This window comes from Hyalangium gracile, assembly GCF_020103725.1.
Taxonomy (GTDB): Bacteria; Myxococcota; Myxococcia; order Myxococcales; family Myxococcaceae; genus Hyalangium; species Hyalangium gracile.
In genome coordinates, this window is sequence record NZ_JAHXBG010000021.1 from 157,382 (window position 1) to 173,168 (window position 15,787).

Below are 15,787 nucleotides of genomic sequence, written 5' to 3' on the forward strand. Positions count from 1 at the left end.
ACGCGCGCAAGGACTCGGAGCGTCAGTGCGTATGGTAGACGGAGCTGTCCTTCGTCTCGCGCACGAACAGCAGGCCGATGACGAGCGTCAGCGCGGCGACGACGATGGGGTACCAGAGCCCCGAGTAGATGTCGCCGGTGGCCGCCACGATGGCGAACGCGGTGGTGGGCAGGAACCCGCCGAACCACCCGTTGCCGATGTGGTACGGCAGCGACATGGACGTGTAGCGGATGCGCGTGGGGAACATCTCCACGAGCATCGCGGCGATGGGGCCGTAGACCATGGTGACGTAGAGGACCAGCACCATGAGCAGCAGGACGACAGGCACGTGGTTCACTCGCGCCGGGTCCGCCTTGAGCGGGTAGCCCGCCGCCTGGATGGCCGCGTTGAGCTCGCGATCGAAGCGCGCCGCCTCGGCCTTCGCATCCCCAGCGCTCGGGCCGTGGCCCGCCGAGGGCCCGTGTCCGAGCGACACCTCCGTCTTGCCCGAGCCCGCCGGGTCCGCCGCGTACGCGGCGATGACCGTCTGGCCCACGCGCACCGTGGCCGGCTGCCCCGCGGAGAGCTCCACGTTGGAGTAGGGAATGCCGCGCTTGACCAGGGCCGACTTCGCGATGTCGCACGAGGAGGTGAAGCTCGAGGTGCCCACCGGGTTGAACTGGAAGCTGCACTCGTTCGGGTCGGCGCTCACCACCACCGGCGCGCGCGCGATGGCCTCCTCGAGGGCCGGGTTGGCGAAGTGGGTGATGCCCTTGAAGATGGGGAAGTAGGTGACGATGGCCAGGGCCAGCCCCGCCATGATGATGGGCTTGCGGCCGATACGGTCCGACAGCGCGCCGCAGACGACGAAGAACGGCGTGGCCAGCACCAGCGCCGCGGCGATCATCAGGTTCGCCGCCTGCGCGTCCACCTTCAGCGTCTGGGTGAGGAAGAACAGCGCGTAGAACTGGCCCGTGTACCAGACCACCGCCTGCCCGGCGACCACGCCAAACAGCGCGAGCAGGACGATCTTCAGGTTGCCCCACTGCGCGAACGCCTCGCTCAGCGGCGCCTTGGACGTCTTGCCCTCGGCCTTCATCCTCTGGAAGGCGGGGGACTCGCTGAGCATGAGGCGGATCCAGATGGAGATGCCCAGCAGGAGCACCGAGATGAGGAACGGGATGCGCCAGCCCCAGGACTCGAAGGCCTCGACGCTCATCGACACGCGGCAGCCGAGGATGATCAGCAGCGACAGGAACAGGCCCAGCGTGGCCGTGGTCTGGATCCACGCCGTGTAGCTGCCGCGCTTGCCGTTGGGCGCGTGCTCGGCCACGTAGGTGGCCGCCCCGCCGTACTCACCGCCCAGCGCCAGGCCCTGCAGCAGCCGCAGCACGATGAGGATGATGGGCGCGACGATGCCCAGCGTCGCGTACCCGGGCAGCAGGCCGACGATGAACGTCGAGATGCCCATGATGAGGATGGTGACGAGGAAGGTGTACTTGCGGCCCACCAGGTCCCCGAGCCGTCCGAACACCAGCGCGCCGAAGGGCCGCACCGCGAAGCCCGCGGCGAACGCCAGCAGCGCGAAGATGAACGCCGCCGTGGGGTTGACGCCGGAGAAGAACTGCTTGGCGATGATCGCGCTGAGCGAGCCGTACAGATAGAAGTCGTACCACTCGAACACCGTGCCCAGCGAGGAGGCGAAGATGACGCGCTTCTCCTCGGAGGTCATGGGTTGGGCGGCGACTGCGGAGCTGCTCGGGGGCGAAGCCGGGGCGTCGGGAGGAGCCATAGCGACTCCCAGTAAACATCACTTCATGCGACCAGGCCCTACCAACGCGCTCGAAAGTCGAGCGTTTCACACATGCCTGGGAGGCCAATTCCTCTCCGCCGCGCAAGCCGCTCATTGCCACTCTCAAGGAAGACATGTTATCGCCGATTTCACTCGATTACGGAGATTGCATGTTCATCCAAGACCTCCATTCGCGGCGCGCGCGCTGGCACGTGCCGGGCCTCCTCGCGCCACTGCTCGGGCTCCTCCTGGCTCCGGGTGAGGCGGACGCGGTGCCGCGCCCCCAGCTGGTCAATACGCGCATCTCCACGCCCTTCGGCGCCAACGGCCACTCCTCCACGATTGATGGCCGGGTCTTCATCGGCAACGTGCGGGAGGACCAGGTGACGACGACCACCACCTGGAGGGCTCGGGTCTTCCGGCCCGAGGCGGTGACCTACGACGCCGAGGGCAAGCCTGGCTTCGCGAGTGCCTTCTCCACCGGGAAGACCCTGGACGTGAAGAACGGGGAGAACGCGCTGGCGTTCTGCTTCACCCAGCCCGCGCAGCCCTACACGCTCAGCAGCGGCGTGGCCATCTACCAGCCCTTCCTCTTCGACTCGCAGATGTACAACGGCCCGAACATCTTCCGCCGCCGCACCGTGGACATCCGGGTGAGCCAGCCGTTCACGCCCCAGGCGGAGATCGCCTCGTTCACGACGGGCGCGCTGGAGACCCTGACCACCGTCACGGGCGCCCACATCCGGGGCATCGAGCCGACGATGACCTCCGACGGGCGGCTGCTCATCTACCAGGGCGGTCCGGACAACAACGGCGTCATCGACCACCTGATGTACTCCTACAACCCCACGCCCTGCGCCAGCACGGGCTGGAGCACCCCGCGCCCCGTGTCGGCGATGTTCAGCGACCCGAACACGGCGCTCAAGCGCTACCCGCTGGCCTGGCAGCGAATGAAGGCCGCCACGGGCGAGGAGTTCGGTGACACCGCCGCGACAGGGCTGATCCGCGGCGCCTATCCCTGGGTGGACCACGAGGGGCGCAACCTGCTCTACGCCGCCGTGCGGTACACGGATGGCGCGCGGCGCGAGGCCATCAGCCTGATCGGCTCGGAGACGGGCTGGGCCGCCTACCACATCGACGGGAGCCTCAACACGGACCGCCTGGACCGGGGTCACCTCTTCTACTCGGGCCCCATGTGGAACTTCGAGCAGGAGCGCCACCCGTCGCAGAACTTCCCGCCCGGCTCCAGCAACGAGACGAAGTACCTGCCCGTCACCAAGACGCACGACGTGCTGGCCCTCTTCGGCAGCAACACGGCGGACTACAACGAGGTGGACATCGGCGAGCTGCTCAACCCCTTCCAGGTGCTCTTCCTGCCGATGAACGAGCTGGTCACCCGGACCGGCGACTATGACGTGACGCGCACGCCGGACCTCTCGGGCCGCTTCTTCACGGGCACCGTCACCGGCACCGCGCAGATCTCCGACAAGAACAACGTGACGCAGCCGGCCTCGGGCTCGCTGTGGCAGCCGCAGGGCAAGGGCAAGGCGCTGGTCCTCCCCGGCGGCGGGGCCCTCACCGTGAACCTCGCGGATGCCAGCGGCACCACGCCCGGCATCGGCGCGCCGGTGAAGGGCTTCACCGTGCAGCTCGCCGTCCGCCCGGACGCGGCCATCAACCAGGGCTGCACGACGGGCAACCCGTACCGCTACCTGCTGCAGAAGCGCGGCACGCTGGACCTCATCTACGAGGCGAACGACACGGTCCAGATGTCGTTCCAGATCAACGGGCAGCGGGTACGCCTGGGACGGAGCCCCGTGCTGCCCAAGGGCGTGTGGACCCACCTGGCCTACACCTGGGACGGAACGACGGGGCAGTTCGCCGAGTACGTCAACGGCGTGGAGACGGGGCGGGTGCTCCCCACGGCGCCGGGCACCTTCCAGCTGGGCACGGGGGTGCTGTCCATCGGCGCGGGAGTGACGCTGGACACGCAGGCCTGCCCGGCCAATGGCGAAGGCTCGTTCAAGGGGTTCATCGACGAGGTGCGGTTCTTCGCCCACACACGCTCCAACCGCAGCGTCTGCATGTCGACGCTGGGCGCGGACTGCAAGGAGGCGGCGATCCAGGAGGAGCCCACGCTCGGCCAGTTCGTCATGAGCCACCAGTTCCCGGGCTGCAACAGCGTCTCCGCGCTGGGCTCGCAGGCGTGCGCCGCGGCCATGCACCGCGTCTGCGCCCAGCGAGGAGCGGACGACGCGCTGAGCAGCGCCACCAACTTCTACGAGACGCTCCAGCAGGTCATCGGCAACCGTCCCCCCATCTCCCTGGTGGGCGTCCCGTCCTCAGCGACGGCCACCGAGGTGAACGTGGCCTGCGCCCCCATCCAGCACGAGAGCCTGGCGGTGACGTTCGAGGAGCTGGCGCGCAAGCACTCCGGCTGCGCGGATGAGCGGTCCATCTCCTCCACGCACTGCACCGCGGCCGCGCGCCGCTGGTGCACGAGCCTGGGCTGGACGACGGGGCAGATCTTCGAGATGACGTCCCGGCCGTGGGTGGGCTGCTTCAACTCGGGGCTGCGCCAGAACGTGCCCTGGAGCCAGCTTGGGCCGGCCTCCAGCACGGGCAACTTCGCGGCCGCGGCCTCCCGGCTGGAGGTCAGCGCCTGGTGCCAGACGCGAGGCTACGGCGCCGGCGTCGTCCAGGAGATCCCCAGCGCCACCGAGGCCCTCGTCCACTGCTTCCAGCCATCCGTGACGCGGCCGTGGAGGTTCATGCCCTGACGGCGCTCCTCAAGCCGTGGCGGACACCGGGTGGTGGGCGATGGCTGGCAGACGGATGCACAGCCGCGCCCCACCCTCTTCCCGGTTCGCCGCCGTCAGCGTGCCACCGAACTGCTCCACGTACTCCCGCGACAGCATCAGCCCGAGCCCCGTGCCTCGCTCGGGCTCCTTCGTCGTGAAGAAGGGCTCGAACAACCTGGGCAGCACCTCCTCGGGGAAGCCGGGGCCGTTGTCCTCGATGAGCAGTTGGACCGCCTCGCCCTCCACACGCGCCTGGACCCGGACTTCGCTCTCCTGCCCGCGGCGAGCCTCCAGCGCGTCACTGGCGTTGACCAGCAGGTTGAGGATGACCTGCGCCAGCCGTCGGCGCACCACGTGGACCTCGGGCAGCTCCGCGGGCAGCTCCACCCGAAGCCGGGCCACGCTCTTGAGCCGGACGGACGCCAGCCGCGCCGCATCCGTCACCACCTCCGCGAGCGAGCACCGCGCGGGCTCCTCCGTCGCGTCCATCCGCGAGAAGCCGCGGAGATCGGACACGATCTGCCGGATGCGCTCCACGCCGCTGTTCACGTCCTGGAACGCCTCGCGCACCTCCTCTCGGGAGCCCGGCGGCGTGCTCAGCAGCTCCCGCCCCAGGAAGTCCAGGTTCGTACGCACATAGGCGATGGGGTTGTTCAGCTCGTGCGCCACGCCCGCCGCCAGGCGGCCGATGGTGGCCAGCCGCTCGGACTGGGCCCGGCGGCGCTCGCTCGCGGCCAGCTTCTCCAGGGCCTCGCGCCGCGAGCGCTCCAGCCGCGTCTCGTTCTCCGCGAGCCGCGCCTTGCGGAACTGAACGCCCCCGTACAGCCCGAAGAACATCATCACGAGCATCATCAGCGACCACAGGAAGGCCTCGAGCGGTGACGCTCCCGAGGCATGCAGCATCCACCCGCCGCCCAGCGCGCTCACGAGGCCGCACGTCACGGGCGCCCCCAGCGTCTCGGTGGACGCCATCGCCATCACGAGCGGAATCGCGGGGGAGAAGGAGAAGTACGGCCCATGGGGCCCGCCGCCCAAGGCGACCAGCCCCAGGTAGCAGAGCGCGGAGACGATCCCGTAGCCCGAGCTCACCAGCCATGACTGGAAGGGGCTCGTGTGGTTCATCGCCAGCCCGGTCAGGATCATCGCCACCGCCCAGGCCAGCCGCACCGCGAGCGGCTCCCAGCTGGCGTGCTCCAGGATGAGCAGATCCACGCCGTAGAGGAGGACGACCACCACGGCAAACACCACCAGCGTCCGTTGACGTACCCGTCCTTTTTCCTGGGCGTCTGTTCCACTCATGCCGACGAGAGTGAATCGATGGATTCTTGCTCGCAACGCGAGGGGACAGCGGCGTCATTGAAGCGACAGTCCTATCGGCTCGGAGGGCCGAGCCTCCTCCGAGGGGTACCTGTACCCACAATCCCACCTCCACGGAAAGCCTGCCGTCCCGGAGACAACTGTCTCCGCTCTGGTGACTGCCGACACCAGGGGCGGGGACTCCACGAGGCCCCGGGGCCCCGCGTCAAAGGGGCGCTCCAGGCGGTGGGGCCTCCTCCGGCCGTGGCATGCCCGTCGCAGTAGGCGGGGGGGCTGCTCGCAGGCCCTGGAGCCCCCCGCCGTGTCCTACCCGTCCTCACCCTCCCGTCGAAAGGCCGTCCGCCCGAGCTCGCAGCGGGGCCAGGCCACCGTGGAGGCCGCCATCAGCCTCCCGCTGACCCTCTTCCTCTTCCTGGGCACGCTGCAGCTGTTCCTGCTGCTCCAGGCCCAGGCGCTCACCGGCTACGCCGCCTTCCGGGCCGTGCGCACCGGCAGCGTCAAGTACGGGGACTGCGAGGCGATGACGCACGCGGCCATCGCCTCGCTGCTGCCCTCCTTCGCTCGCACGGACTCGGCGGTGGCGCTGGGCACCTCCTTCCGCCTCCACCGCGAGAACCGCTTCACTCCCGCGGCGGACAGCGGGCACTCCGGCAGCATCGTCTGGATTGCCCGGGAGCGCCCGCTGGCCTCGGAGATCCGCGCGGACGAGGAGCGCAGCTTCGATGATCCGGCTCGCTACTCCAGCGTCACGGACGTCACCCGGCTCGAGGCGCGGCTCGTCTTCTGGTACCCCATGCGCGTCCCCTTCGCGAACTGGGTGCTGAGCCGGATGTTCCTGGCCCAGCTGGGGCTGCGCGACTTCGTCGCCGTGGACCCGCTGGTGCCCGCTCACGATGCGCGCTGGGGCGCGACCAGGCCCGTCACGCTCGAGGCCTCCATCCGCGAGGAGATGCTGCGGCGCGCCGACCGCCGCCAGTACGCCTTCCCGCTCCAGGCCACCTACGCCATGCGGATGATGACGCCGCCGCGTCCGCGGTTCTTCGCCACGCAGAACTGCCCCTTCCCCTCGGAGGCGCCATGAGCTCCCGCTCCCCTCGCGGACAGTCGCTGATCCTCATGTGCATCGCGCTGCTGTTCCTGGTGCTGATGGTGTGCCTCACCCTGTCCTTCTCCATGAAGCTGCGCGACAAGATGGAGACGCAGAACGTGGCGGACCTGGCGGCCTACAGCGGCGCGGTGGCCACCGCGCGCACGTTCAACAGCGTGGCCCTCATGCGGCGCGCGCAGACCGGCAACCTGGTGGCCATCTCCTCGGTGATGAGCCTCATCAGCTGGACGAGCATGGTGCGCGCGGACCTCAACTCCGCTCGCATGGCCGCCCACGGCTGCTCCGCCGCCGCCACCACCCTGGAGGCGCTGGACGAGAAGAACGCGGAGATTGAGGAGCGGTGGCACGAGCTGGACGCCCGCGCCGGCGTGCAGGCCTACAACATCCAGATCCTCGGCAACTACCTGGCCTACCTGCAGGGAAAGATGTTCGAGGAGCTGCAGCAGTCCGTCTCGGGCGGCCCCGAGTCCTTCGCCGCGCGCATGACGGCCATGGCCAGTGAAAACAGCCGCTTCCCGGGCGAGCTGCACGCCGGCCCCACCCCCGTGTCCGTGGGGGAGCTGGTGCATGCGACGTCGGGCGGCAATGGCCACGCCATGGACATGGCCATGGCCTCCCGCGGGTACGGGTTCATCACCCGCCGCCAGGTGGACCCCTCCATGAACGCCCCGGGCGGAATCCTGGGAGCGCTGGGCGCGGCCGGGGCCCGCCTGCGCGTCATCGAGGGCGGCGGCAGCGCCTACTGGGGCTCGGAGCTGGGCCACGGCGGCCGAGCGGACTCCACGTGGTTCACCTTCGCGGAGGACCACGCCACCCTGGAGGTGACCTTCCCCGGCTGCGCCCCCTTCCGCGTCACGGCCACCGCCGGCGTGCGGGCCACCGACAAGGAGGATGCCTCGGACGACCACTGGTGGACCCCGGCCAGCTCGAAGCTGGGCCAGGCGGATGTAGGCATGGAGAAGCAGCACCGGCACACCCTCATGTCCTGCTGGCCGCGCCAGTTCTGCCCCAACACCTTCATTGGCGGCATGACGTACAACACCGCCGACCAGGAGGAAGCCAACCTCTGGGCCCAGCCCAAGAATTTCGCGCTGGTACAGCGCGACTACCGGGCGCGGGGACGCAACAGCGCGCCCTGGGAGCTCGTCTTCCAGCTGCGCTTCACCCCCGACTCCAACAGCTCCTTCGACAGCCACGGCTGGAACACGGCGGATGGCACCGACATCAGCGTGCAGTCGGCGCTGGGCACCGGGCTGGCCTACTACCACCGGCCGGGCCACTGGAACGAGCCCCCCAACCTCTGGAACCCCTTCTGGCGCGCCACCCTCGTCTCGGCCGATGTCGATGCCGCGGGGGACCCTCGGAGAGGCGGCACGGACATTGCTGACACGGTGGGAGAGCCCGCCGCGGAAGCGCTCCGGCAGCTCACTCTCGCTGGCTACAAAGGAGTCCACTGATGCGCGCCGCCCCCCACGCCTCCCGAGGACAAGCCCTGGTGGAGCTGAGCCTGGGACTGCTCACCTTCACCGTCGTGGCGGTGTACGGCATCCACTTCGCCGAGGTGGGCTACCTCTCGCTCAAGGTGCCCGAGGCGGCCGTCTCTCCGCTGTGGGACAGCACCGCGCTGCGCGTGCACCGCATGGAGCCCCGGAAGGAGCAGATTGGTGACTTCCGCTCCTTCGAGAACATCGCCCCCGAGGTGCAGGCCCACGCCCGCGCGCGCTACGGAGACTTCGATGGGCGCAGCTCCACCCTGAACGGCCGCCCCGAGCTCACCCAGGTCTTCACGCGGATGAACGGGCTGAAGCTGGACTGCACCCGGGATGATCAGGTGGCGTTCGACGTGCCCCGCAGCCGCCGCCCGGCGCTGATGATGCCCCAGGACGGAGACTTCGGCGTTCCCCAGCCCGGGCAGGACCTGGGCGAGGAGACGGACAGCCCGCTCGACGGCATCTACGAGAACGTGGGCGGCATCAGCTGCTCGGCGCAGGCGGACCTCCAGGGGCTGCCGTCGCTGCCCGTCCTCGTGCTGGACAAGGCGCGCGCCCTCATCCATGGCGAGGCGCCGGCGCAGCACGAGACGATGAAGGCCTGCGCGACGGGCCAGGCCGTGGGCGGCGTGTGCTCCGGGCGCTATGGAATCCTCCTGGGGGACTTCGGCTTCGCCGACGCGGACCTGGGCGACCACTGCCCCCTGCAGGCCGAGCGCCCCAATGAGCCCTGCCGCGAGAACCCCACCTTCTATTACGCGGCGATGAAGGTGTTCTCCAACAACGGGCGCGCCGCGGGCCGCGCGGCCTCCGACTTCGCCGAGGCCTTCGCCGGCTACAGCCCCATCGACGAGAACGGCTTCTTCATGAGCTACCGCGGCGAGGAGGACGACTACATCGAGAACGACACGCCGCGCGGCGAGGAGCTGGACGAGGTGGACCGCCCCCGCAACACCGGCGGCCCGGACCACAAGCCGACCGCCGTGCGCCGTGCGTCCAACCTGTGCTTCCTGGGGATGCGGGAATGCTGAGCCCACTGATCGCCGTCACGGTGCTGCTGGCCGCCGCTCCCGGCGCGGATCCGCTCCGCTGGGAGGTGCCGGGCCTGGTCACCCAGGTGGAGGTGCCCGGCCGGATGAACATGGCGGGCATTCCCATCCGCCTGCAGGCCTATACCTCCCGGCACTCGGTGCAGCAGCTGCTGCAGCACTTCGCCACCGCCTTCGACGAGGCCGGCTTCTACATCGAGCGCAACCAGCGCCAGTTCGCGGCCCAGCCGCACCTCACGGCGCTGGATACGAAGACGTTCACCGCCTACACCGTCATCCTCGAGCGCGAGCCGAGCGGGCTCACCTCCGTGGTGATTGGCGAGGCGAAGCTCGGGGCAGCTGCTCCGCCTGCCAGGCCGTCCTCCACCCTGCTCTACCCCGGCGCCCAGAGCCCCGTGCAGGGTGACTTCGAGGGGGCACGGACGCTGGCGTATCAGGTGGTGGCCAGCAAGGAGCAGGTGGCGGACTGGTACCGCGAGCAGCTCACGCGCGCCGGTTTCCAGGAAGAGGCGCCCGGCATCTTCCGCCGCTCCGAGCAGGAGCTTCGCCTGAACCTCACGCAGAGCGGGGGCTCGGTCCAGGTGGGGGTGTTCCTCACGACCGCGGGCGCGGCGGCGCCCTGAGGCGGCGGGGAGCTTCACCTCCGCGGGAGCGTGACGATGAACTCCGCGTACTCGCCCTCCCGTGTCTCGACCCGGAGGGTGCCGTTGTTGCCCTGCTCGATGATCTCCCGGCTGAGGGACAGGCCGAGCCCGGTGCCCTCGCCAGCCGGCTTCGTCGTGAAGAAGGGCTCGAAGATCCGCTGCAGCGCGGCGGCGGGGATGCCCGTGCCGTTGTCTCGGATGCGGAGCTCCACGGAGTCCCCCAGGTCGCGGCTCTTGAGCACGAGCTCGGGCACGTACCCCTGCCCGGCGCTCGCCTTACGCTTCGCGCTGACCGAGAAGCACGCGTTGTTCAGGAGGTTCAGCAGCACCTGCCCCACCTCGTGCTGGGACACCTTCACCAGGCCGAGTGAGGCGTCCAGCTCCAGCAGGAGCGTGACGGTGAAGGACGGATCGCTGGCTCGCGCCGCCTGACAGGCCAGGCTCGCGGACTCGCGGAGGAGGAGGTTGAGGTCCGTCTCCGTCCGCTCGCTGGAGATGCCTCGGGCGTGCTGCAGCATCGAGCCGATGATGCGGGAGGCGCGGTCTCCGTGCTCGAGCACCTTGGAGAGGCTGGTCTTCATGTCCGCGCCGATGCCCTGGAGGAACTCCGCCTGCGTCGGCTCGAGGCGCTGGGAGAGCCGCGGCAGCTCCCCGACGAGCTCATCGCACAGCTCCGCCGTGTGCTCGGAGAAGTTGAGGATGAAGTTCATCGGGTTGCGGATCTCGTGGGCAATGCCCGCGGTGAGCGAGCCGAGCGCCGCCAGCCGGCTCTGGGTGATGAGCTGGTCCTGCGTGTCTCGCAGCTCCTGGAGCGTGGCCGCCAGCGTCTCGTTCTTCTCCGTCAGCTCCCGCGTCCGCGCCTTCACCCGCTGATCCAGCGTCTCGTAGAGCACCGCGTTCTCCAGGGCGATGGCGGCCTGGGTGGCCAGCAGCTGCAGGGTGTGGGTGCGCTCCGGCGTGAACGCGCCGACCGTGAGGCTGTTCTCCAGGTAGAGGATGCCTCGCCGTCGGGCCTGTCCCACCGCTGGCAGGCAGAGCACCGAGCGCACCCGGCGCGAGGCGATGTCGGGATCTCCCCGGAAGGACGCATCCTCCAGGGCATCGTCCAGCACCACCGTCTTCCCCGTGCGCTGGACGTACTGGATGAGGCTGCGCGGGACGTCGGAGCAGCTCTCCAGGGGCACCGACTGCTGCACCTGGACGGTGTCCGCCTCCAGGGAGACGGTGGCCTCGACGAGCAGGCGCCCCTCTCGCTCGAGGATGAGGACGCCGCGACGCGCCCCCGCGTTCTCCATCCCGATGCGGACGATGCGCTCCATCAGCCGGCCAAGGACGATCTCTCCCGAGAGCGCCTGGGCCGCCTTCATGACGGTGGCCAGATCGATGCGCTCGGCGTGCAGGCGCGAGGGGTCTACCGCCGCTCGCGCGGGGGCCTGGGACTTCGCGGCGCCGAAGAGCTCGGGATGGTCCGCCTCCAGGCTCGCGCCCTTGGTAGCCGCCCCCCAGCGGGAGTACAGGAGGTGTGACTCCAGCAGGTAGCCCCTGGCCGCCTTGGGCCGCCCCAGCTCGAGGTAGTGTCTGCCGGCCAGCTCGTTGGCGAGCGCCTCGTGATGCAGGTACCCGGCCTCCCGCGCGGAGGCAATGGCCTCCTCATACAGCCGCGACGCCGGCTCGGACTCTCCCACCAGGCGCGCATGCTCCGCCGAGATGAGCAGGAGTTCGTGCTGGTAGTTGGCGGGGCACTGCTCCGCCCACTCGCGCACCTGCTCACGGTGCGAGGCGATCTCTCGCAGCCGCTCCTGGCGCTCCGAGGGCCCGGCCTTCGCGCACCGCGCGGCGAGGATGAGCGCGCGGTATAGGAAGTGGGTGGAGTAGTGCATCGTCCGGGGGACGATCTCGCGGCGCTTGTCCGCCTCATCGCTGGCCCGGAGCGCACCCTCGAAGTCGCCCCGGAGGTAGGAGACCAGGGACAGGAGCAGGTAGTACCAGTGGATGGCGAACTCGGCGTGGAGCCGCTCGAAGCGCTGGACGACAGCCTCCTCGCGAAACTCCTCCGCCTCCTCCGGGCCCGGGCGCAGCGCGCCTCCCTGCAGGCCGCGGACGAGGTGCTGCATCACTCGCAGCGACTCATGGAGGGGGGCGTAGCCGGAGGAGCGGACGTAGTCCTGGTACAGCAACCCCGTCTCGTGGACCTCGGAGAGGGGGCTGCCCTTGATGAACCTGGCGACCCAGATCCACATCGCGGCCCACGCGCCCCACCACCGATCGCCCGAGCGCAGGGCGTACTGATAGGACTCCTCGTAGAGGGGGATGTTCGTCCCGACCGGGTTGACGAAGTGGTTGATGAAGTTGGCGAAGGTGTTGTTCACCTTCGGGATGACCAGCGGGTGCTTGAACTTCTGGCTGACGGCCATCGCCAGCTTCCCGAAGGCGTAGGCGCGGGCGTAGTCCCCCTGCATCGCCAGCACCATGCCGTAGGCCACGTAGCCACAGGCCGAGAACTCCGAGTTACCGCTCGACAGCGAGAGCGCCGCCATGTGCAAGGCCGTCAGGTAGACCGGCATCGGCTCTCCCATCATCAGCGCGCACGTCCACGTCTCGTGGAGCAGCGCCAGGCAGCTGGCCTTCTCCGTGTCCTGCATCACCGGCAGCGCCACGAACTCCTGGAGCTCCCGCTCGCCGATGAGCCGCTGGAGCTCCGCGGTCCTGGCCTCGATCAGCGCCCCGGCTGCGTCCGGCTCCGTCGGCAGCTCGATGCCCAGGAGCCGCAGGCCCTCCCGGCCCAGCTCGAACCCCTCCTGGACCTTCGCCGAGGTCTGGAGGATGCGGCACATGAGCGGGTAGAGCTCACCGAGGTGCTCGCGGGTCTTCGCCCGCCGCGCGGCGAGCGCGAACAGCGCCTCGGCCCGCTCGAGGTGGCCGCAGAGGAACGAGCTCTCGATCAAGTCGCGGTGGAGGGCGAACGTGAGCTCGGAGTGGCTGTCCCAGGCATCCTCTGGGAGCAACCGGAGGCCTTGCTGCAGGTAGCTGACGGCGGCCTCGTAGGCGGTGGTGGCCCTGGCGCGCTGAGCGGCCAGCAGGTTCATGCGGGCACAGGTGGACCGCTCCGCCGCCGAGGCCATCAGCCCGCTGCCGAGGTTGAGGTGGCTGACCAGCTCGAAGATGCGCTCGCTCTGCTGCTCCGGGGTGAGCTTCTCGAGCAGCCGCTGACCGATCCGCAGGCTGAGCGCTTCCTGCTGGTCCTCGGGAATCTGGGAGCGCGCCGCCTTCCGGACCCGATCGTGCGCAAAGCGGTAGAGGACCTGCGTCGGCTGGGGGGCGTCCTTCCGCTCTTCCCGAGCCCAGAGGTAGTACTGGGAGCTGTTGTCGTGCAGCACGAGGAGCCCATCCCGCGCCGGGTCCCAGAGCCACTGGGCGACGCTGCGGAGTGGAGCGTCGAGGATGATGGAGACGGAGCCGAGATCGAAGGTGCCGCCGAGGCTGCTGGCCAGCATGAGCGCCCGCTGCGTCTGCTCGGGGTAGCGCTTGATCTTCTTCACCATGAGCTCGACGACGTTCTCGCTGACCCCGAGGCGCTGAAGCCGCCCGAGGTTCCACGTCCAGCGCCGCTCCTGGGAGTCGAAGCGCAGGAGCCCGTCCTGGTACAGGGTGTCGAAGAGCTGGGTGATGAAGAAGGGGTTGCCGCCCGTCTTCTCCAGGACGAGCTCGGCCAGCGGCTGGCCCACGGCCACCGGGCAGCCCAGGGTGTCCGTCACCATCGTCACCACCTGCTCCAGGTGGAGAGGCCCCATGGAGATCCGCGTGGGCGGCGGCGTGCGCTGCTCCAGCTCGGCGAGCGCGAGCGCCAGCGGATCCGTCGGAAGGACTTCGTCGTCACGGCAGGCGCCGACGATCAGCAGATGCGAGGCGGACGGGCTCGTGGCGAGCTGGGTGAGGAAGCGCAGGGAGGCGGGCTCGAGCCACTGCAGATCATCCAGGAAGATGACCAGCGGGTGCGCCACCGTGGCGAACGCCAGCAGGAACTGAGTGAGGGCGGCCTCGAACCGGCTGTGCGTCTCCGCCGCGGGAAGCGCGGGCAGGAGGGGCTGCTCTCCCAGGACGTACACGAGCTCGGGGACCCGCTCGATGAGCAGCTGCCCGTTGCCGTTCACCGCGTCGCGCAGGACGGAGCGCCACTGCTCCAGTCGCGCCTCGCTCTCGGTGAGCAGCTGGCGCGCCAGCTCCTCGAGCACCTGGGTGAAGATGGACAGCGGCGTCTGCCCTACCTGATCGCACTTGCCGGTGGCGAAGTAGCCGCGCCGCGCCGCGATGGGCTTGTGGATCTCCCGCACGACGACGGACTTGCCCACCCCGGAGGGGCCTCCGACGATGAGCAGCTCGACGCGGCCCGCGGCGGCCCGCTCGAAGGCGGCCATGAGCGTGGCCAGGGCCTCCTCGCGGCCATAGAGCTTCTCGGAGATGTGCAGCGTCCGGCGGACATCCTGCTGGCCTGGCGGAAAGGGGGCGATGTGGCCGGTGGCCTCCAGCTGGCGCGCGCACTCGGAGAGATCCGCCAGCAGCCCTTCGGCGCTCTGGTAGCGGTCCTCCGCGTTCTTCTCCAGGAGCTTGCAGAGGATGGCGGAGAGCGGCTCGGGGATGGAGGGCCGCCGCAGGTGCGGAGGCTGGGGCGGCCGGGCGATGTGACAGGAGATGAGCTCCACGGCCTCCTGCGTGTCGAAGGGCGGAGTGCCCACCAGCAGGTGATAGAAGGTCGCTCCCAGCGCATAGAGGTCCGCGCGATGATCGATGGCGCGGTTCATCCGGCCCGTCTGCTCCGGGGAGATGTAGGCCAGCGTTCCCTCGATGAGCGCGGACGTCCGGAACTCCTGCCGCTCCCGGGTGAGGATGGAGGCCAGGGCGAAGTTCCCCAGCTTCACCTGCCGGGAATGCGGGTTGTAGAAGACGTTGGCGGGGCAGATGTCCTTGTGGATGATTTCGTGCCGGTGAAGGGACTCCACGGCACGGGTGAGTGCCTGCGCCACTTCCAGGAAGCGCCCCACCTCGAATGGCCCGTGCGTGGCCAGATGGTCAGCCAGCGAGATCGCCCCAAAGTCTTCCAGGACGAGCGTGCACGAGCGCCCATGAGGGACGAGCGCGAGGTGCTGGACGATTCCCTCCACCTCCAGCTTGCGGCCGATCTCGTGCTCGCGCTCGAGCAGCGCCAGCTCCGCCGGCAGGGGATAGGGAGCGACCGGCGTCTTGAGGATGACGAAGCAGCCCTCCCGCTCCGAGTAGGCGCGGTGGATGACCGACCCTGAGCCCTGGTGCAACTTCTCCTCGATACGGTATCCAGGGATGGCCTGCATGCGGCTGGAGATGGCTCCTGCGGTGGGGGGCGCCATCCTACAGCGTGATGAAGCCTCCAGGGGCAGGCTCCCCAGCGAGGAAGCAGCCTCGCCGTCATGCGCCGCCAGTGTGCCCTGAGAGGGTTTAAGGGACTCCGGATGCCGACGGGATGCGCCGCGCATCACGGGCCTCGGGAGCCATTCTGGGATGTGGGAACGGGCATGGCTCCTCCACTTGGGGATCGCTCCACCCTACGCGCGATGACGCCCCCCGCCCTGTGAG

Annotated in this window: 8 protein-coding genes; 5 read left to right on the forward strand and 3 right to left on the reverse strand. The window is 69.5% G+C overall.

Annotated features, from left to right (window positions below; all coding sequences use genetic code 11):
* Positions 1–22: 22 nt before the first annotated feature.
* Entirely contained in the window at positions 23–1,711 is a 1,689-nt protein-coding gene (locus tag KY572_RS34050; protein ID WP_224247844.1) for an MFS transporter, read from the reverse strand.
* Positions 1,712–1,941: 230 nt separating this feature from the next.
* Here KY572_RS34050 and KY572_RS34055 point away from each other — a divergent pair, with 230 nt between their 5' ends.
* Complete coding sequence (locus KY572_RS34055; RefSeq protein WP_224247845.1) at positions 1,942–4,551, forward strand: LamG domain-containing protein; 2,610 nt, start codon at positions 1,942–1,944, stop codon at positions 4,549–4,551.
* Positions 4,552–4,560: 9 nt separating this feature from the next.
* On the opposite strand, the gene KY572_RS34060 is transcribed toward KY572_RS34055, so the two are convergent.
* Complete coding sequence (locus KY572_RS34060; protein ID WP_224247846.1) at positions 4,561–5,808, reverse strand: sensor histidine kinase; 1,248 nt, start codon at positions 5,806–5,808, stop codon at positions 4,561–4,563.
* Between the two features lie 382 nt (positions 5,809–6,190).
* Here KY572_RS34060 and KY572_RS34065 point away from each other — a divergent pair, with 382 nt between their 5' ends.
* The 4 genes from KY572_RS34065 to KY572_RS34080 are packed head-to-tail and all read left to right on the forward strand — an operon-like array spanning position 6,191 to position 10,159.
* Positions 6,191–6,970 carry a TadE/TadG family type IV pilus assembly protein gene (locus KY572_RS34065; RefSeq protein ID WP_224247847.1) on the forward strand — a complete coding sequence of 260 codons (780 nt, stop codon included), beginning with the start codon at positions 6,191–6,193 and terminating at the stop codon, positions 6,968–6,970.
* Positions 6,967–8,454 carry a Tad domain-containing protein gene (locus tag KY572_RS34070; RefSeq protein ID WP_224247848.1) on the forward strand — a complete coding sequence of 496 codons (1,488 nt, stop codon included), beginning with the start codon at positions 6,967–6,969 and terminating at the stop codon, positions 8,452–8,454. Before KY572_RS34065 ends, KY572_RS34070 begins: the two co-directional genes overlap by 4 nt.
* Entirely contained in the window at positions 8,454–9,518 is a 1,065-nt protein-coding gene (locus KY572_RS34075) for a pilus assembly protein (RefSeq protein ID WP_224247849.1), read from the forward strand. Before KY572_RS34070 ends, KY572_RS34075 begins: the two co-directional genes overlap by 1 nt.
* Positions 9,512–10,159, forward strand: a complete 648-nt coding sequence (locus KY572_RS34080; protein WP_224247850.1) for a hypothetical protein — start codon at positions 9,512–9,514, stop codon at positions 10,157–10,159. The genes KY572_RS34075 and KY572_RS34080 overlap by 7 nt, the downstream gene beginning before the upstream one ends.
* Positions 10,160–10,173: 14 nt before the next feature.
* On the opposite strand, the gene KY572_RS34085 is transcribed toward KY572_RS34080, so the two are convergent.
* Positions 10,174–15,525, reverse strand: a complete 5,352-nt coding sequence (locus tag KY572_RS34085) for a trifunctional serine/threonine-protein kinase/ATP-binding protein/sensor histidine kinase (protein WP_224247851.1) — start codon at positions 15,523–15,525, stop codon at positions 10,174–10,176.
* Positions 15,526–15,787: the final 262 nt, after the last annotated feature.

Excerpts from the sequence above, each read along its gene's own strand:
- KY572_RS34050 (WP_224247844.1), bottom strand. The coding sequence starts at position 1,711 with ATGACCTCCGAGGAGAAGCGCGTCATCTTCGCCTCCTCGCTGGGCACG.
- KY572_RS34055 (WP_224247845.1), top strand. The coding sequence starts at position 1,942 with ATGTTCATCCAAGACCTCCATTCGCGGCGCGCGCGCTGGCACGTGCCG.
- KY572_RS34070 (WP_224247848.1), top strand. The coding sequence starts at position 6,967 with ATGAGCTCCCGCTCCCCTCGCGGACAGTCGCTGATCCTCATGTGCATC.
- KY572_RS34075 (WP_224247849.1), top strand. The coding sequence starts at position 8,454 with ATGCGCGCCGCCCCCCACGCCTCCCGAGGACAAGCCCTGGTGGAGCTG.
- KY572_RS34080 (WP_224247850.1), top strand. The coding sequence starts at position 9,512 with ATGCTGAGCCCACTGATCGCCGTCACGGTGCTGCTGGCCGCCGCTCCC.
- KY572_RS34085 (WP_224247851.1), bottom strand. The coding sequence starts at position 15,525 with ATGCAGGCCATCCCTGGATACCGTATCGAGGAGAAGTTGCACCAGGGC.